This is a genomic window from Zobellia uliginosa, assembly GCF_900156625.1.
Taxonomy (GTDB): Bacteria; Bacteroidota; Bacteroidia; order Flavobacteriales; family Flavobacteriaceae; genus Zobellia; species Zobellia uliginosa.
In genome coordinates this window covers 480,781-499,211 of record NZ_FTOB01000003.1, presented here as the reverse complement: position 1 = coordinate 499,211, position 18,431 = coordinate 480,781, and the positions used below count along the sequence as shown (strand labels likewise).

At 42.4% G+C, this 18,431-nt stretch carries 18 protein-coding genes; 7 read left to right on the top strand and 11 right to left on the bottom strand.

Translation table 11 applies throughout. The annotated features are described in order from the left end of the window. Window positions 1-19: 19 nt before the first annotated feature. From BW980_RS10590 to BW980_RS10545, 10 genes are all read right to left on the bottom strand, one after another. Window positions 20-832 (bottom strand): prohibitin family protein, encoded by an 813-nt coding sequence (locus tag BW980_RS10590; protein ID WP_076455186.1) that lies wholly within the window; start codon window positions 830-832, stop codon window positions 20-22. A gap of 10 nt (window positions 833-842) precedes the next feature. Next, window positions 843-2,873 carry a vWA domain-containing protein gene (locus BW980_RS10585; protein WP_076455185.1) on the bottom strand — a complete coding sequence of 677 codons (2,031 nt, stop codon included), beginning with the start codon at window positions 2,871-2,873 and terminating at the stop codon, window positions 843-845. 64 nt (window positions 2,874-2,937) lie between these two features. After that, the gene (fabG, locus tag BW980_RS10580) at window positions 2,938-3,684 is read right to left on the bottom strand and encodes a 3-oxoacyl-[acyl-carrier-protein] reductase (RefSeq protein WP_076455184.1); all 747 of its coding nucleotides are present in this window, start codon (window positions 3,682-3,684) and stop codon (window positions 2,938-2,940) included. A gap of 115 nt (window positions 3,685-3,799) precedes the next feature. Further along, on the bottom strand, window positions 3,800-4,672 hold the full coding sequence (gene sucD, locus BW980_RS10575; protein WP_013995844.1) for a succinate--CoA ligase subunit alpha: 873 nt from the start codon (window positions 4,670-4,672) through the stop codon (window positions 3,800-3,802). Between the two features lie 70 nt (window positions 4,673-4,742). Beyond that, the gene (locus tag BW980_RS10570; RefSeq protein WP_076455183.1) at window positions 4,743-5,675 is read right to left on the bottom strand and encodes a UDP-3-O-(3-hydroxymyristoyl)glucosamine N-acyltransferase; all 933 of its coding nucleotides are present in this window, start codon (window positions 5,673-5,675) and stop codon (window positions 4,743-4,745) included. Between the two features lie 65 nt (window positions 5,676-5,740). Beyond that, window positions 5,741-6,307, bottom strand: a complete 567-nt coding sequence (gene efp, locus BW980_RS10565; protein WP_076455182.1) for an elongation factor P — start codon at window positions 6,305-6,307, stop codon at window positions 5,741-5,743. An 83-nt stretch (window positions 6,308-6,390) separates the two neighbouring features. Further along, window positions 6,391-7,176: an acyl-ACP--UDP-N-acetylglucosamine O-acyltransferase gene (gene lpxA, locus BW980_RS10560; RefSeq protein ID WP_013995847.1), complete on the bottom strand. Its 786-nt coding sequence runs from the start codon at window positions 7,174-7,176 to the stop codon at window positions 6,391-6,393. Window position 7,177: 1 nt separating this feature from the next. Beyond that, window positions 7,178-8,563 (bottom strand): bifunctional UDP-3-O-[3-hydroxymyristoyl] N-acetylglucosamine deacetylase/3-hydroxyacyl-ACP dehydratase, encoded by a 1,386-nt coding sequence (locus BW980_RS10555; RefSeq protein ID WP_013995848.1) that lies wholly within the window; start codon window positions 8,561-8,563, stop codon window positions 7,178-7,180. Then, entirely contained in the window at window positions 8,544-9,593 is a 1,050-nt protein-coding gene (gene lpxD, locus BW980_RS10550) for a UDP-3-O-(3-hydroxymyristoyl)glucosamine N-acyltransferase (RefSeq protein ID WP_076455181.1), read from the bottom strand. The genes BW980_RS10555 and lpxD overlap by 20 nt, the downstream gene beginning before the upstream one ends. 23 nt (window positions 9,594-9,616) lie before the next feature. After that, window positions 9,617-10,846 (bottom strand): HD domain-containing protein, encoded by a 1,230-nt coding sequence (locus BW980_RS10545; protein WP_076455180.1) that lies wholly within the window; start codon window positions 10,844-10,846, stop codon window positions 9,617-9,619. A gap of 144 nt (window positions 10,847-10,990) precedes the next feature. Here BW980_RS10545 and porX point away from each other — a divergent pair, with 144 nt between their 5' ends. From porX to BW980_RS10515, 6 genes are all read left to right on the top strand, one after another. Then, complete coding sequence (porX, locus tag BW980_RS10540; protein ID WP_076455179.1) at window positions 10,991-12,532, top strand: T9SS response regulator signal transducer PorX; 1,542 nt, start codon at window positions 10,991-10,993, stop codon at window positions 12,530-12,532. Between the two features lie 12 nt (window positions 12,533-12,544). Further along, on the top strand, window positions 12,545-12,958 hold the full coding sequence (tsaE, locus tag BW980_RS10535) for a tRNA (adenosine(37)-N6)-threonylcarbamoyltransferase complex ATPase subunit type 1 TsaE (RefSeq protein ID WP_076455178.1): 414 nt from the start codon (window positions 12,545-12,547) through the stop codon (window positions 12,956-12,958). 190 nt (window positions 12,959-13,148) lie between these two features. Further along, window positions 13,149-13,418: a hypothetical protein gene (locus tag BW980_RS10530; RefSeq protein ID WP_139327653.1), complete on the top strand. Its 270-nt coding sequence runs from the start codon at window positions 13,149-13,151 to the stop codon at window positions 13,416-13,418. 99 nt (window positions 13,419-13,517) lie between these two features. Next, entirely contained in the window at window positions 13,518-14,195 is a 678-nt protein-coding gene (locus tag BW980_RS10525; protein ID WP_076455176.1) for a hypothetical protein, read from the top strand. 105 nt (window positions 14,196-14,300) lie between these two features. Next, window positions 14,301-15,500, top strand: a complete 1,200-nt coding sequence (locus tag BW980_RS10520; RefSeq protein ID WP_076455175.1) for an alanine dehydrogenase — start codon at window positions 14,301-14,303, stop codon at window positions 15,498-15,500. Between the two features lie 145 nt (window positions 15,501-15,645). Continuing rightward, the gene (locus tag BW980_RS10515; protein WP_076455174.1) at window positions 15,646-16,029 is read left to right on the top strand and encodes a DUF4258 domain-containing protein; all 384 of its coding nucleotides are present in this window, start codon (window positions 15,646-15,648) and stop codon (window positions 16,027-16,029) included. Window positions 16,030-16,068: 39 nt separating this feature from the next. Here the strand turns inward: BW980_RS10515 and BW980_RS10510 are convergent, their stop codons facing one another. Continuing rightward, a complete protein-coding gene (locus BW980_RS10510) occupies window positions 16,069-17,235 on the bottom strand; it encodes a proline dehydrogenase family protein (RefSeq protein WP_076455173.1) in 1,167 nt (388 codons plus the stop codon). Between the two features lie 130 nt (window positions 17,236-17,365). Between BW980_RS10510 and aroB the strand changes: the two genes are divergently transcribed. Beyond that, window positions 17,366-18,430, top strand: coding sequence for a 3-dehydroquinate synthase (gene aroB / locus BW980_RS10505; protein WP_076455574.1), 1,065 nt, complete (start codon window positions 17,366-17,368; stop codon window positions 18,428-18,430). The last annotated feature ends 1 nt before the right edge of the window (window position 18,431 follow it).

Sequence of the window (18,431 nt, the reverse complement as noted above, 5' to 3'; positions counted from 1 at the left end):
AAATAATTAACTCCGTGTATTAGTTATTGCCTAAAATCAAGGGAAGACCATCACTACCCCCTACGATTACCACCTTTGTATTTGCCGATTGCGATAATTTCAGCGTAGCATCGATTCCTTTATCCTTCAAAATCTGATCATTCAAAGAAGCACTTAGAATGCGGTTGGCATCTGCCTTACCTTGGGCTTCAATGGTTACTTTTTCCGCTTCCTTCTTAGCCGTAACCAACCTAAACTCATATTCCAAGGACTCTTGCTCTTGTTTTAACTTACGCTCAATGGCGTCTTTGATCGTTGGTGGCAAAGTAACGTCCCTAACCAAAATTTCGTTCAACTGAATATATTGCCCCGAGACAATTTTTTCGGTCTCGTCAAAAATCTCTTGCTGAATGGCATCCCTCTTACTTGAATACAATTGCTCGGGAGTATAACGCCCTACCACGGAACGGGCGGCCGACCTAATGGTTGGCAACAAAACCCTTTGCACATAAGCCTCTCCTTTTTCTTGGTGCAATTTTCCCAAATCACTCCGTATAGGTTCAAACCACGCAGATGCTTCTAGTTTGATATCCAATCCATTGCTTGACAATACATTCATTTGTTCAAGAACCTCTTGTTGCCGTACTTCATAAATAAAAACCTTGTTCCACGGCGCTACAACATGAAACCCCTCTCCCAAGGGAGGTTCATCGGTCACGACACCACCTCCAAAAGTCTTATAAAGCACACCTGCCTGACCGGACCCAATGGTGACCGCCGATTTTGATAATAATATAATAATAAGAATAAAAGCGAAAATCGCCGGTAATGCAACTTTTGGTAACTTGTCCATTTATGTATAATTAAATTAATCCATTATATTTCCTTATAAACCAATCGGCCGTCAAGGCTAAAACAATAATGGCCAAGAGCACCTCGTAATCTATCAAAGATACGACATTTTGTTCGTTTTTCTGCATTGGTAAATAGCGGTCATCGGTAGTGAGTTGACCTAGCAAATCATCGGTCTGACTTGGGTAAAAAAGTCGGGCACCGGTATTTTTTGCCAAACGGGCGAGTTTTTCATCGTTAGTAGCCACGAACTGTTTCTCCACATCAAAATCAAGCACCGTAAAGGTACCTGATTTAGAGATGTTCTCGTTGGCCACGGTAACCGTAAAACTGTACTTTCCGGCATCTAAGTTGCTCAAATCGGCCTCGTAGTAGATTCCTTTTAAAAGCATGGGTACAGAAAGGGTTTGGCCCGTATCGCTATTTTTTAACCGTAGGTTCAATTGGGCGTTTGCATCGAAAGTAAAGGCCTTGTCAAAATATGTTGCCTCTACCTTGGCTCCACTGGCATTTTCATATACGTTTTCATAGAGCAAGGTCAGTCTTTCCCTTGATTTTTGGGTGGCCAAATACCGTATCACCAGCCCCATAAAATCATCGAAATTCTTAAAATTACGATCATTCCTAAAGGTCTGCATTCTCCACTTCCATATATGCTCCCCGAAAAACACGGCCTCTCGCTGGGCCTGTTCGGTTTCAAAGAAAGCCAATAAGGGTTGGTCGGTGTCTATCCCCCTGATACGCTGGGTCAACAACACATCGTTTTTCCCGTGCAAGACAACATCGCCCAAACTACTTTTAAGCGGCGGAAAATCGGTCAAGGAAAAACCACCACTACCGAACAAGGCGAATGCCGGGTTAAGTACGGCAAACACCTCTTCCTCTTGATTATAACTGTTTTTTGTAAAACTCTTTTGTACGCGGTTGAGGAAATTGAAATCAGTCTGTGGCCCGGTAACCAACAGTCTACTCGCCCGTTTCTTCTCGGTGTATTCAAATACCGATTTAAACGAGGCATTGGGCTGATACAGGATAAAAAGATCTACATCGTCCCACGAATTCATGGAGTCCGTAGGTTTTTTAATGACCACATTACGTTGCCCGTTGCTCTCAATGGATTTTTTCAGTGTTCCTATATCCGGATGCATCAAACTAGACACAATGGCCACCTTGGTTTTCTCATCGATGACCTCTACGACCGTTTCCCTTTTGTTGTTGGCCAAATTCCTTTCATTCCCCAAGCTCCCCACACTTAACTGAAGATTCTTTACCCCGACCGAATTTGCGTCGAGAAGGGTTTTGACCACCGCACTGTTCTTTGTCCCCGAAAGGGTAATATTTTCCCTAAAAACCCTTTTTCCTCCCTCAGAAACCGTAACCGGGACCGTTATTTCATCCTTCCCGAAATACGACACATAAATCTCAATGGGATACTTGTTCTTTAAAAACGCATAGCGATTGACGTTTACCTGGGTAAGGGACACATCCTCATACTTTGTGGTATCGCCGATAGCGACAGGATATACGAGAAGAGCAGTATTTTGCCCGTAGAAGCCATAATCTTGGCCTAGGGTCTGGTTTCCGTCCGAAAGCAACACTACCGCGGCCTTTTTTGATGCATATATCTCCTGTAGCCCTTTTAACCCTCCAGAGATATTGGTATTTTGCCCATCTAAACCCAGACTATCGAAAGCCCCCAATCTACTGTCGAACCTGTATTTTTCTATATTGAACTTCTCGGCCAAGGCTTGATTGCCATCAATAGCTTCAAGAATAGTATTCACGGTTTCCTTTGAGGAAGCCATTGAAGAAGAGTTATCGACCAAAACTACAAGGTCTACTTTCTCTATAGCATAGGTATTTTGGGTGAACTTGGGATTTATAAGTAATAAAAAGCACCCAAAAAAAGCTATGAAACGCAAAAACGACAAAGCTATTATAAGCTTTCCGCCACCTTTATTTTTGTAGAAATATTGAAATAACACCAGCGCCAGCGAAACAATTGCGGCCAAGATCATAAAGAGAATCGTCTGGGTATCCATTAAAGAAGTTTCTTTTAAAGCCAAATGTCCGGAGGGGCATTGATGCCTCTCCGGACCATATAAGCTATGTCAGCATGCCACCATCTACGTTCAGCACCTGGCCCGTAACATATGCCGATAGGTCTGAAGCAAAAAATAGACAGGCATTTGCAATATCTTCAGGAGAACCGCCCCTTTTAAGCGGAATACCTTCTCGCCAGCCCTGAACTACTTTTTCATCGAGCTTAGCGGTCATTTCGGTTTCTATAAAACCTGGCGCTATGGCATTGCACCTAATATTTCTTGAGCCCAACTCCAAAGCAACGGATTTGGTAAAACCGATCATACCTGCCTTTGAAGCGGCATAATTGGCCTGGCCAGCGTTTCCTTTAACACCCACCACGCTACTCATGTTTACAATACTCCCTTTTCTTTGCTTCAACATAGTACGCTGAACCGCCTTGGTCATATTGAAAACGGACTTTAAATTTATTTCTATAACGCTATCAAAATCAGCTTCCGACATACGCATAAGCAAGTTATCTTTAGTGATACCCGCATTGTTGATCAAAATGTCGATTCCACCAAAATCTTCCAAAACCGAAGCCACTAGTTGCTCGGCCGCCTCAAAACTGGCCGCATTACTTTTATAGGCCTTGACCTTAACCCCTAAACCTGATAATTCTTTTTCAAGTTCCAAGGCCGGTCCTTCACTTGAACTGTACGTAAAGGCTACGTTGGCCCCATTTTCGGCAAAAACCCTGGCAATACCGGTACCAATTCCCCTACTCGCACCTGTGATAATCGCATTTTTTCCTTCTAACAATTTCATGCTCTAAATAAATTTGCTTTGTTCTACTCCAAATATAAGTTTTGTTTTATAGAACGGCTATAAAAAATCCCGTTTCCGAGAAATCGAAAACGGGATTCTTATATCCGTAAGGGAATTACCCCATAACTTCCTTAACTTTTAATCCGATTTCCGCAGGAGAATCCACCACGTGAATTCCGTGCTCCCTCATGATTTTCTTCTTAGCCTGAGCCGTATCATCGCTTCCTCCTACAATAGCACCAGCATGGCCCATGGTTCTTCCTGCGGGAGCAGTTTCACCGGCAATAAAACCTACTACAGGCTTCTTGCTACCACTTTCTTTGTACCATTTGGCGGCATCAGCCTCCAATTGTCCACCTATCTCACCGATCATAACGACACATTCGGTTTCGGGATCATTGATCAAAAGCTCAACGGCTTCCTTTGTAGTGGTTCCGATAATCGGGTCACCACCTATTCCGATGGCCGTAGTAATACCTAAGCCCTGACGAACTACCTGATCGGCAGCTTCATAGGTCAACGTACCTGATTTAGACACGATACCCACATTTCCCTTTTTGAAAACGAAACCTGGCATAATACCAACTTTAGCTTCACCTGGGGTAATAACACCGGGACAGTTAGGACCTACCAAACGGCAATCCATATGCTTGATGTAATTAGAGGCCTTTACCATGTCGGCAACGGGTATACCCTCGGTAATGGTTATAATGACTTTAATACCAGCACTAGCAGCTTCCATAATAGCGTCAGCAGCAAAAGCGGGTGGCACAAAAATAATGGTTGTATCCGCACCTACTTTTTCAACGGCTTCTTCAACCGTGTTAAAAACCGGTCTACCTAAATGTTCTTGACCACCTTTGCCAGGGGTAACACCACCTACGACATTGGTACCGTACTCGATCATTTGTTCCGCATGAAAAGTACCTTCACTACCTGTAAAGCCCTGAACAATTATCTTGGAATCTTTATTGACTAAAACGCTCATATACTCTCTAGTTTATTTTAATGTAACAAAAATATAGGTTTACAAATGAAATCTGAACTCAGACCGCATATTATTCTTCTAATTTTTTGAGAATGGACGGAATTTTTTTGACATTGGCCAGTTGCTTTAACTTTTCGCGGGATTCTTCAATGGGTGTCCCAAAGTAGCTCCTACCTCCTACGACAGATTTTGTAACCCCGGTCTGCCCCATGATTACGGCTTTTTTTCCTATGGTTATTCCACTATTTGTTCCTACTTGCCCCCAAATAGTCACTTCATCCTCAATAATAACACAACCCGCAATTCCGGTCTGGGAAGCGATCAAACATTTCTCACCGATCACGGTATCGTGCCCCACATGGACCTGATTGTCCAACTTCGTCCCCCTCTTGATCGTGGTATCGCCCGTAACTCCCTTGTCTATAGTACAAAGTGCCCCGATTTCAACATTGTCTTCAATAACGACACGACCACAGGAAACCAGTTTATCAAACCCTTCAGGGCGGTTTTTATAGTAAAAGGCATCACCCCCTAAAACCGTTCCCGAGTGAATAATAACATTATCACCAATCACACAATTATCGTACAAACAGACATTGGCATGGATCAAACAATTCCTTCCGATCTTGACATTGTTTCCAATAAATGCATTGGGTTGAATTACGGTATGTTCGCCAATTTCAGCAGAAGGCGACACAAGGGCCGTAGCCCTCTCAAAAGGTTTAAAGTGAAGCGAAAGTTTATTGAAATCACGAAAAGGATCATCAGAGATCAAAAGTGCCTTCCCTTCAGGGCAGTCCACTCTCTTATTGATAAGAACTATCGTAGCCTTCGAAGACAAGGCCTTATCGTAATATTTCGGATGATCTACAAAAACGATATCCCCGCTTTCGACAACGTGGATTTCGTTCATTCCCAAAACTTGAAAATCATCTGCCCCCACATATTCACAATCAATCAGGGTGGCAACAGCTTTAAGGGAATGCGGCTTTGGAAATTTCAATTGACGGTAGTATACGGTTATTACTAAAAGAAAAGCGTCTGATAAAAGCGTGCTGTCAAGATTCGTTACTCCTTGACACGCTCCATATAGCTACCCTTTTCGGTATCTATCTTGATTTTGTCCCCTTCATTGATAAACAATGGCACGTTGACCTCTGCCCCTGTTTCAACTTTGGCGGGCTTTGTGGCATTAGTAGCCGTATTTCCTTTTACGCCCGGTTCGGTATAGGTGACTTCCAGAATAACACTGGCGGGCATCTCTACCGCTAACGGCATACTGTCCTCCGTGTTGAAAAGAATCTTTACCACTTCTCCTTCCTTTAACAACCCAGGAGCATCAAGCGCACTTTCTTGAAGGGTAATCTGGTTATAATCATCGGTATTCATAAAGTGATAGGTTTCACCTTCGGCGTACAAAAATTGGTAGGTACGGGTCTCAACTCGCACATCTTCAATTTTATGGCCTGCAGAAAAAGTATTGTCCAATACCTTTCCCGACGAAACGCTCTTCAACTTTGTACGAACAAAAGCCGGTCCTTTCCCGGGTTTTACGTGTAAAAAATCAATGATTTTATATATATCGTTATTATAACGGATACAAAGCCCTTTTCTAATATCTGATGTTGATGCCATTTCTAATTTACTGTTTTATTAACGATCCTTAACGGAGGCCATTTTTATCCTACGATGATTTGGTTTCCGTCTTAATTCTATGATTAATTATTGCTAAAATACCCCTTCATGATTCCACGTTGGGAATCTCTTATAAACTGAAGGATTTCGTCCCTTTCGGGTGTTGCTTCCATTTCAGCCTCTATAATTTGAGTTGCCTGTGAATTGTTGTAGTGTTTTTGATAAAGAATACGATAGATATTCTGAATTTCGCGGATTTTTTCCGAAGGAAAACCACGTCTACGCAAGCCTACAGAATTGATTCCTACGTAGGATAAAGGTTCACGGGCCGCCTTCACAAAGGGCGGCACATCTTTTCTTACCAATGACCCGCCCGTAACGAAGGCATGCTGGCCTACCGATACAAATTGGTGCACGGCCACCAAGCCCGCCAAAATAACGTTATCCCCGATGGTAACATGACCGGCAAGGGTTGAATTGTTCGAAAAGATACAATTATCTCCCACAATGCAATCGTGGGCTATATGGCAATATGCCATAATCAGGCAATTCTTACCTATTACGGTCTTATGTCTATCGGAGGTACCCTTATGAATGGTGGCACACTCCCGAATGGTGGTGTTGTCCCCAATGGTTACAATGGTATCTTCTCCGTTATATTTTAAGTCTTGGGGCGGAGCGGAAATCACGGCTCCCGGAAAAATATTACAATTCTTCCCAATACGTGCGCCTTCCATTATGGTTACATTAGAACCGATCCAAGTGCCATCACCTATCGTTACATTATTATGAATTGTGGTAAAAGGCTCCACCACAACGTTTTTAGCAATTTTTGCGCCCGGGTGAATATAGGCCAGGGGTTGGTTCATACTATTTCTTTTTTACGATTTGCGCCATCATTTCAGCTTCACAAACCAATTTTCCATTGGCATAGGCATAGGCCTGCATGTGGCAAATACCCCTACGGATAGGTGAAATCAAGCTACAGTGAAAAATAAGCGTATCACCAGGTAATACTTTTTGTTTGAACTTTACATTGTCTATCTTCATAAACAAAGTAAGATAATTCTCGGGATCCGGAACCGTACTAAGCACCAAAATACCACCCGTCTGCGCCATAGCCTCAACCTGAAGAACCCCTGGCATCACCGGTGCTCCCGGAAAGTGGCCTACAAAGAAAGGTTCATTCATGGTAACATTCTTCATCCCCACAACGTGGCTATCGGAAAGTTCCAAAATACGGTCGATCAACAAAAATGGAGGCCTATGTGGCAACATATCCATAATCTGGTGGATATCCATTAAAGGCTGCTTGTCCAAGTCGTACTTCGGTACGCTGTTTCGCTTTTCAAGTTTTATGATTTTCGCTATTTTTTTAGCGAACTGGGTATTCACGTGATGCCCTGGCTTGTTCGCTATTACCTTTCCGCGAATTCGGGTACCGGCCAAGGCCAAATCACCGATCACATCTAGTAATTTATGCCTAGCGGCCTCATTGGGCTGATGCAAGGTAAGGTTATCCAATATTCCATTAGGCTTTACCGAAAGCTTCTTTTTATTGAAAGCATTTTCAAGCTTGCGCATGGTTTCCTCGGAAATTTCCTTGTCAACATATACGATAGCATTGTTCAGGTCACCACCTTTTATAAGTCCGTTTTCCAAAAGCATCTCCAATTCATGAAGGAAGCTAAAGGTACGGGCCTCCGAGATTTCATCCTTAAAATCGGACAATCGCTCCAAGGTGGCATTCTGCGTTCCCAGCACTTTAGTACCAAAGTCCACCATGGTAGTCACTTGGTAATTCTCTGCCGGAATAACGGTAATTTCACTACCCGTTGCCTCATCTTTGTATGAGATAACGTCTTTTACGATATATTCTTCCCTTTCCGCATTCTGTTCTTCAACACCCGCTTCCTCCAAGGCTTCCACAAAGAATTTTGACGAACCATCCATAATAGGAGGTTCGGGAGCATCGAGTTCAATGAGTACATTGTCGATTTCCATACCTACCAAAGCGGCCAATACATGCTCTGAAGTCTGTATTTTAACCCCTCTCTTTTCCAAGTTGGTACCTCTTTGTGTGTTCACCACATAGTTGGCATCGGCCTCAATAATAGGCTCACCCTCTAGGTCTACCCTCTTGAATGCGTACCCGTGATTCTCTGCTGCGGGAACAAATTTCATGGTTACTTCTGCGCCGGTGTGAAGACCCACGCCTTTTAAAATAACCTCTTTCTTAATGGTTCTCTGTTTCATTCTTGTATTGATCGCTGTAGTTTTTTTCCAGTTCGTCAATTCTATTTAAAATCTTCGGTAAATTCTTAAAGTAAACATACGACTTATTGTAGTCTCCGTAATTCAAGGCAGGAGATCCCTGCAATACCTCATTACTCTTTATATTTCGACCGATACCCGATTGGGCCTGGATTTTAACGTTGTCTCCTATCGTAATATGGCCAACGATACCGACCTGGCCACCGATCATACAATGCTTACCTATCTTGGTAGACCCTGCAATGCCTGTTTGCGCGGCAATAACGGTATGCTCACCGATTTCTACGTTATGTGCTATTTGAATCTGATTGTCTAGTTTGACGCCCTTTCTCAAAATAGTAGAACCTAAAGTAGCCCTATCTATTGTGGTACCAGCCCCTATATCAACGTTATCTTCAAGGATAACATTACCGGTCTGGGGCACTTTTTGAAATTCACCGTCTTTATTCGGGCTAAATCCAAAGCCATCCGCACCTATAACGACACCACTGTTAATGACACAATTATTTCCTATAACCGTTTCGGAGTAAATTTTGGCCCCGGCAAATATGGTAACGTTGTTGGCAATGCTTACATTGTCGCCAACGTATACATTAGGGTGTATTTTTACGTTATCCCCAATGGTAACGTTATTACCGAGATAGGAAAAAGCACCGAGGTAGAAGTCGGCACCGTATTTGGCCGTCTCCGATTTAAACACCGGTTCCTCTATTCCCGTCTTGTTATTCTTTACCTGATTGTAGAACTCCAAAATTTTTGAAAAGGCCTCGTAAGCATCATCCACTTTAATAAGAATGGTCTCGAGCGGGTGCTCAGGGACAAAATCCTTATTCACTATAGTGACGGATGCCTTCGTGGAATATATATGTGAAGTATACTTCGGATTTGCCAAAAAGGTCAATGCACCTTCCTCGCCCTCTTCTATCTTGGCCAATTTATGAACGGTCACCTCTGGGTTTCCGTGTAGTTCTCCTTCTAAAATACCTGCAATTTGACCTGCTGTAAATACCATGAGCACAAAAGTAAGAAAAATTGTTAAACAGAATCTTTGGGATAACAGATATAATATTTGGTAACCGTTTTTGAGAGCGCTTTCAGATTCAACTGATCGGAAGCCTTTGCTACATCAATAAGCTTCTTGTTCTTTCTTAAAATATTGATGTTCTGATGATGACGGTCGTAGGCCCGGTTTTCAATCACCCCCTTAAAAACAAAATAGGCCGCCTCACTTTCCGTAAGCGTATATTTTTCCCTTACACGCGATGTATGCTTTTGAAAAACGGTATCGGCTATAGGACTATTCTTCAATTTCACCTTGAGAAACCACCGATTTATTAACATCTCACAAAGCTTGGAAAGGATAAAATCATCGTGATCTTGCCATGATTTTATAGCCCCCAAGACATCAACGTCGTCAAGTTTTGAAAAAATATTCAATATTTTAAGATCAAAATTTTCCTTTTCGATTCGGTGCTCCATAAAAAAACGGAGGGCATCACTACATACAATGACCTGTCCTTCCCCCATAATTTCCTTGGCCCGCTTGAGAATTCGGATCAACAACTGTTCGGCCACAATTCCTGTTTTGTGTAAGTAAACCTGCCAATACATGAAACGACGGGCCATCAGAAATTTCTCGACGGAATAAATTCCTTTTTCCTCAACTACCAGGTTGCCACCAACTACGTTGAGCATGGTAATCAATCGTTCCGAATTGATATTGCCTTCGGCTACACCGGTATAAAAACTGTCACGCTTCAAGTAATCGAGTCGATCCATATCCAGTTGACTCGACACCAATTGGTTCAAAAAGCGTTTTTCGTACTGCCCCTTAAAAATTGAAATGGCCATCGAAAGCCGACCGTCAAAGATTTCGTTCAGGGCATGCATAAACTGCAATGAAATATACTCGTGGTCCGTACTCTCTACTATACTGTGTTCCATGGCATGGGAAAAAGGTCCGTGCCCGATGTCGTGCAAAAGGATGGCACAACACAGGCCTTCCTCCTCTTCTTCGGTAATATCGACCCCTTTATACTTCAAAACCTGTAAGGCCTTCTGCATAAGATGCATAGAGCCCAAGGCATGATGAAACCTTGTATGGTGCGCCCCTGGATAAACCAGATACGACAGTCCCATTTGGGAAATCCTTCTCAAACGCTGAAAGTAAGGATGCCCGATCAAGTCGAATATTAGTCCGTTAGGAATTGTAATAAATCCGTAAATTGGATCATTAAAAATTTTAAGCTTTCTAGAATTTATCAAAATGGCTGTTGCTTTGCAATGTTCACGATGGTAAAGTTAGTTAAAAGCGAAAGTAATAAACTCGGTAAATTAATATTTTGATAGCATAAGCAGGTTTAAAATCATAAATTTCGCCTTTAAGAAACGAAGCAATACTATAATTGAATGAATAAAATCACCATATTATGGGTAGATGACGAAATCGATCTACTCAAACCACATATAATATTTCTCCAAGGAAAAAACTACGATGTCATAACCTGTCAGAGCGGCCAAGAAGCTTTGGAAGAGCTACAGCAATCTCAAGTAGACATCGTTTTTTTAGATGAAAACATGCCCGGTATCTCAGGGCTGGAAACCTTGGCGGAGATAAAAAAAATAGATCTATCGCTTCCCGTGGTAATGATAACCAAGAGCGAGGAAGAATTCATTATGGAAGAGGCCATCGGCTCCAAAATTGCCGATTACCTTATAAAACCCGTCAACCCGAACCAAATTCTTTTGTCCTTAAAGAAGAATTTGGACCATTCGCGCCTGGTGTCAGAAAAAACCACCTCCAACTACCAACAGGAGTTCCGAAAAATTGCCATGGACCTTTCCATGGTAAATTGCGTGGAAGAATGGGTAGACCTATACAAGCGACTGATCTATTGGGAACTTCGACTCGAAGACATTGAAGACAGCAGTATGTTCGAAATTCTCGAATCACAAAAAGCCGAAGCCAACACCCATTTCGGAAAATTCGTCGAGCGAAATTACGAAAGCTGGTTCGACGGCGATGGCCCCGTACTCTCCCACCGTCTGTTCAAGGAACTCGTCCAGCCCGAATTAAAAGAAGGCCCCACCCTACTCCTTGTAATCGACAACCTACGCTACGACCAGTGGTACGCCTTTGAAGATACCGTAAGTTCATTCTATAAGAAAACCAAGGAAGAATCTTATTTCAGCATTTTGCCTACCGCTACCCAGTATGCGCGTAACGCCATTTTTTCCGGCCTAACCCCATTGGCCATGGAGAAAAAACACCCCGATTGGTGGAAAAACGATACGGAAGAAGGCGGAAAAAACCTGTATGAAGCCGATTTCTTAGGAGCGCAAATCAAGCGACTGGGACTTGACATAAAATGGGAGTACCATAAAATCAGCACCCTTAAGCAAGGTAAAAACCTATCGCAAAATTTTAAATCGCAAAAAGACAACGACCTAAGCGTACTCGTATACAACTTTGTGGACATGATCTCGCATTCAAAAACAGAAATGGAGGTCATAAAAGAACTGGCCAGTAACGACAAAGCCTACCGATCGCTTACCCAGAGTTGGTTTAAGAACTCTCCGTTATTGGAGATAATACAACAGGCCCAACAGATGGGCATGAAATTGATCATCACCACCGACCACGGAACGATCAACGTAAAACAACCTTCAAAGGTCATAGGAGACAAGGAAACGAGCCTCAACCTTAGATATAAGACCGGAAGAAGCCTTACCTACGAAGAAAAGGACGTTTTGGCCGCTAAAGACCCGACCGAAATCCATTTACCGCGTATCAATATGAGCAGTTCGTTTATATTCGCGAAAAACGATTTGTTTTTTGCCTACCCCAACAACTACAACCATTACGTGAGCTACTATCGTAACACCTATCAACATGGCGGAATCTCATTGGAAGAAATGATAATCCCCTTTATAGTCTTATCCCCCAAATAACCTTTATATATCATGGAGACTATCTATACGGAAAGTGAAATCGACAAGGTTGCCGCAGCGGTAATCGCCAAGGCCCCTAACAAAACCCTTCTCTTCCGCGCCCCTATGGGAGCAGGAAAAACCACCCTGATCAAGGCTATCGCCAAAAACCTTGGGGTAAGCGACGCAGGCAATAGTCCCACTTTCGGCATTGTGAACGAATACCAAAACGAAAACGGACAACTGCTAGCCTATCATTTTGACTTTTACCGCCTGAACGATGAGACCGAGGCTTTAGACATGGGACTGGAGGATTACCTAAACCAAGGCGTCTATGTCTTTATAGAATGGCCCGAAAAAATCGAGTCCTTTCTCCCCTTAGACAGTTCCGAAATAGAGATAGAAATAATAGACATACACACAAGGCGAATTAAGCTAAAAGAGTAAGGCTTAGGGACAAAAAGCAAAAAACATCGTTCTATATTGAAATTTATTGTGCAAAACTTGTTAAATTAGGCCAAATACAATCTTATCGGACAAATTGCTCTTTTTAACATTTATAGACGTACAATCAGAGATTTTTTTTCCTACATTTGAGAGAAATAACTAATTAATGTACAATTTAAAACCCCTGAAAATGAAAAAACTAGCGTTTGGCCTTTTGGCATGTGTAACCTTGTTAGCCGTATCTTGTGATTCATCAACCGCCGATGAAGATTCTGTATACGAACAAGGAGTGGATAAGAGAAAAATCCCTTCACAAGCGAACAAAGGTTTTGTGGACAAAACAAAAATCCCTTCACAAGCCAAAAAGCAAAGTTTTGTAGACAAAACAAAAATCCCTTCCCAAGCCAAAAAACAGAGCTTTGTTGACAAAACAAAAATTCCTTCCCAAGCCAGAAAATAGCAGGCTTGAAAAAAAAATAAATATATTTCAAAGGGTAATCAATAAATTACCCTTTTTTTCGTTTCAAGAACTAAGCAATGGCCATTCTTGAGAAAAACAATGCAAAACGAACACCCAGAAACTAGGAAAAAAGCGCGTAAAAAAATCCTCATGGACTCCATTGGGGTCCTTCTTATCATACTTTCTCCTTTTGTTTTCAAACTACACCAATATCTACCAAGCGAACCTAATGCTACCATAAATATTCTAGGACTGGAAATCAACAATCATGGTTTTGCAGACCTAAATACGTTTGCCTGGTTTTTACTTAGTAAAATCGTCCCTTTCTATCTGTTCATCCTTTGGTTTCTAACTTGCAAACATTGGTGGTACCATATTATCTTAATTCCGGCTACCATGTACGCATTTCAGATATATGAAGTACTGTATTCCGAAGACAACATCGTAGACACCAAAAATATTATTTGGCTTTTGCCTGTATGTATGGTCGTAATTCCCCTAGTTTACTTCATCAGGATCAAACTGGTAGACAAATATGTACACGGTATCGATTTAGAAGCCATGGAAGCCGAACTTACCGCCTTAAAGAAAAAGCAGGCCTCACGCGAGGAAAATGCCAAGCTCGATAAATTCATCTCATCAGAAACTGCGGATAAGGCCGATGAAGACGAAAATACCGCAGATACCGATAAGGTCGAACAACCCAATTCGGAGAAAGGCAATTCCTTAAAACAAGCCCAGCATAAAATAAGTAATTGGCTACAATTTAAATTTTAAAATCACCCCATTTTTAAGTCGTTGAATCGGCTAATACTGCCAAAAATCCAACAAATTATCGTATTTTTACTGCTGATCGACTAAGATACGATTAGAAGAAAAACTATGGATCGACCACCTTCTCCTTTCAGCAAGCAACAGCTGCTTCCACAAGAGGAAACTCTGGAAGTTCTTCGTCAAAAAGGAGAGCTTTTTATAGGCATTCCCAAAGAAAACCAATATCAGGAACAGCGCGTTTGCCTGACCCCTGACGCCGTTAACGCCATTACATCGAACGGACACCGGGTCCTTATCGAATCCGGAGCCGGGGAAGGCGCCAATTACACCGATTTAGAATACACGAATGCCGGAGGCGAAATAACCCGAGATACCAAGAAAGTTTTTTCTTGCCCGCTCTTACTGAAGGTGGAGCCCCCTACACTCTTGGAAATCGAAATGATGAATCCGCAAGCGACCATTATTTCCGCCCTGCAAATCAAAACCCAGAGTAAGGCCTATTTTGAAAAAATGGCCAAGAAAAGAATTACCGCCATCGCCTTTGAATACATACGCGACGAAGACGGAAAATATCCTGCCGTACGCTCATTAAGCGAGATTGCCGGAATATCTTCGGTTCTTATCGCTTCTGAGATCATGGCCGCTACCAACGACGGTAATGGACTCATGTTCGGAAACATAAGCGGGGTACCCCCTGTAGAGGTCGTCATTATCGGCGCAGGGACCGTCGGTGAATTTGCCGCCCGTTCAGCTTTAGGACTTGGAGCCAACGTAAAGATTTTTGACAATTCCATCTCCAAACTGCGAAGTATTCAATCAAACCTTAGACAAACGGTATACACCTCTACCATTCAACCCAAGAACCTATTGAAGTCGCTGAAACGTTGTGATGTCGCCATTGGCGCTACCCGCGGAAAGGACCGATCTCCCGTCGTGGTTACCAGCAGTATGGTAGAGCATATGAAAAAGGGAGCCGTTATCATTGATGTCAGCATCGATATGGGTGGCTGCTTTGAAACCAGCGTACTTACCACACACAACAAACCCACCATTGAAAAGTACGGGGTAATCCACTACGGGGTACCCAACATCCCATCGAGATACCCAAAAACGGCCACCTTATCGATCAGCAATATATTCACCCCATACTTATTGGAGCTGGGAGAAAACGGAGGACTCGAAAATTCGCTTCGCTTTGACAAAGGATTGCGAAACGGGCTTTACATGTACCACGGTATACTAACAAACAAATCGGTAGGCGAATGGTTTGATTTACAGTACAGTGACATTAATTTCCTTATTTTTTAAAGCTTTATTTTCGCATCTATGGCACTTGCCCGTCATAGATAGAAGGTTTATTGCTATTTTTGCCTTCGCTTTGGATCATCGGATTTCAACAGTAACTATTTGACCAAGGAATTGACAAAGGCACTAATTTCAGCAACAGCAAAGAATGGATTTTTTAAAACGTTTGGGCTTTTACCTAGTAGGACTTTCCATAGGAATAGTTTTTTTAACCTTTTTCCTAAAGAAAAAATCAGAGGAAACTGGCACGGAGTTCTGCTATTTTCCGAATTGCAGGACCCTAAAGGATATCCGTTCGAAACCTATGTCCTATTCCGAGGAAGTCAACCGACTGTTTTCCGAAAAGAAAATCGACACCCTCGACATCCTCAATATCTTAAGAAATGGCGACGTTGATTTTTCAAATAGCGAAACCAAGACCACACCATGCAAAACCTACATTATAGAAGGTTCCATCAAAGAGAGGGAAGCCATCCTCAAAATTAGGAATTGCAAGGAAAAAGCACTTTTAGAATCTATTTCTTACCCATAAAAAAACCCGAAAAAATTATCTTTCCGGGTCTTTTATTCTCTATATTTTTCTTCGTTGCCGTTCCTTTTTTAGAAGGGACAACTCACGAGTCGTCTGCCCGGCCACCGAAGTATTTTCTTCAGCACGGCGTATCAGATAAGGCATAACATCGCGCACGGGCCCAAATGGCAGGTACTTGGCCACATTGTAATCGGCATTGGCCAAGTTGAAGGATATATGATCGCTCATACCATATAACTGCCCAAACCAAACACGGTTATCGTTATGGGTAATTCCTTTTTCAGCCATCAATGCCATCAACTTATACGAGCTTTCCTCATTATGCGTTCCCGCAAAGATGGAAATCGCATCTAGATGGTTTACAATATACGCGACGGCATTATCAAAATTCTCATCGGTTTCTTTTTTCGAGGGACAGATAGGCGACCTATAGCCTTTTTCCTCTGCCCTTTCATTCTCCTTTTCCATATAGGCGCCCCGCACAACTTTTACCCCTATTTTAAAGCCTTCCTGTCCGGCGCGTTTTTCCAATTGCTTCAAGTAGTCCAACCGATCCCAACGATACATCTGAAGGGTATTGAACACTATCGCCTTTTCTTTATTGTACTTGCGCATCATTTCCTCTACAAGCTGATCCGCGGCATCTTGCATCCAGCTTTCTTCGGCATCGATAAGCAGACTAACATCTAGATCATGGGCTTTTTTACAGGTCTTGTCAAATCGGGTCACCACCCTTTCCCACTCTTCCTGCTCTTTATCGCTTAGCGACTTTCCTTCCGACAGTTTTTGAAAAAGGGCGAACCTACCATATCCGGTAGGCTTAAAAACCGCAAAGGGAATAGCATCCTTTTCCTTTACAAAGTCCAACACTTTTAAGATCATATCCATAGCATCATCAAAAGGATCTTCCGTATCCTTTCCCTCTACCGAATAATCTAAAACCGAACATACATTTTTAGTGTACATCTTATCCACTACCGGCATACAATCCTTTTCACTGACCCCTCCACAGAAATGATCAAAAACCGTTGCCCGTATCAACCCTTCAACAGGAAGATGGGCCTTAATCGCAAAATTCGTCATTGCGGTACCGATCCTGACCAAAGGCTCATTGGCGATCATCCGGAACAAAAAATAGGCACGCTCCAGTTCGGAGTCCGTTTTCAAGGCAAAAGCCGTTGCAGTATCTTCAAAAATTCGTTTCATTTATTATGATTTCTAGCGGGACCAAATATAAAGACAGAAATTGTATTCTTTAGAGAAAAAATATGCTTTATTTTGTGAATTGGTCGTTAAAATTATCACCGCAATAGCGGAAGCAAAAAATCAACCTTTAATGCAATCTATAACAACATCATCTTACGCCGTACATTTCAACCAAAGGGCTTACGACGCACTGAACACCCACTTGTCGGAAAAAACCTATTCCAAAATATTCATCTTGGTAGACGAAAACACGCACACACATTGTCTGCCCAATTTTTTAGCACAGGTACGGGGCGATTATGATTTTGAGATTATAGAAATCGAATCTGGGGAAGAAAACAAAAACATCGAAACCTGCGTCGGCGTTTGGAACGCTTTATCGGAACTCGACGGGGACCGAAAAAGCCTAGTTATCAACCTAGGCGGCGGGGTACTTACTGATTTAGGGGGATTTGTGGCATCGACTTTTAAAAGAGGAATAGATTTCATAAATGTACCTACTACCCTACTATCTATGGTTGACGCTTCCGTGGGCGGTAAAACAGGGGTCGACCTAGGCCCCTTAAAAAACCAAATCGGCGTGATCAACCAACCGCAAATGGTCTTGATTATCACCAGCTTCTTAAAGACCCTGGAAGAAAGACAACTACGTAGCGGTTTTGCCGAAATGCTCAAGCATGGCCTTATTCAAAACAAAACATACTGGGAAGCCCTTAAAAAAGTAAAAGACTTTATTCATATAGACGATTTGATATATGACTCCGTAGTCATTAAAAACGAGGTAGTCCTACAAGACCCTACCGAACAAAACCTTAGAAAAATACTCAACTACGGTCACACCCTAGGGCACGCCATAGAATCGTATTTTCTTGAAAGCAAGACACACAAAACACTTTTACATGGGGAGGCCATCGGCATCGGAATGATATTGGAAGCCTACCTATCAAAAGAATTGCTCGGCTTTCCTGAAGACGAGCTTAAGGACATCAAGACAACTTTTCTTTCGTATTACGACAAGGTCGTTTTCAGCAAAGAAGACATCACTACGATTCTTTCACTTTTGAAATTCGATAAGAAAAATTCACATGGCAACATTAATTTTGTTCTTCTATCAGCCATCGGAACACCGGAAATAGACATTACCATTCCCGATGAACTGTACGAAGGAGCCTTCGCTTACTACGCTGATCACTAGC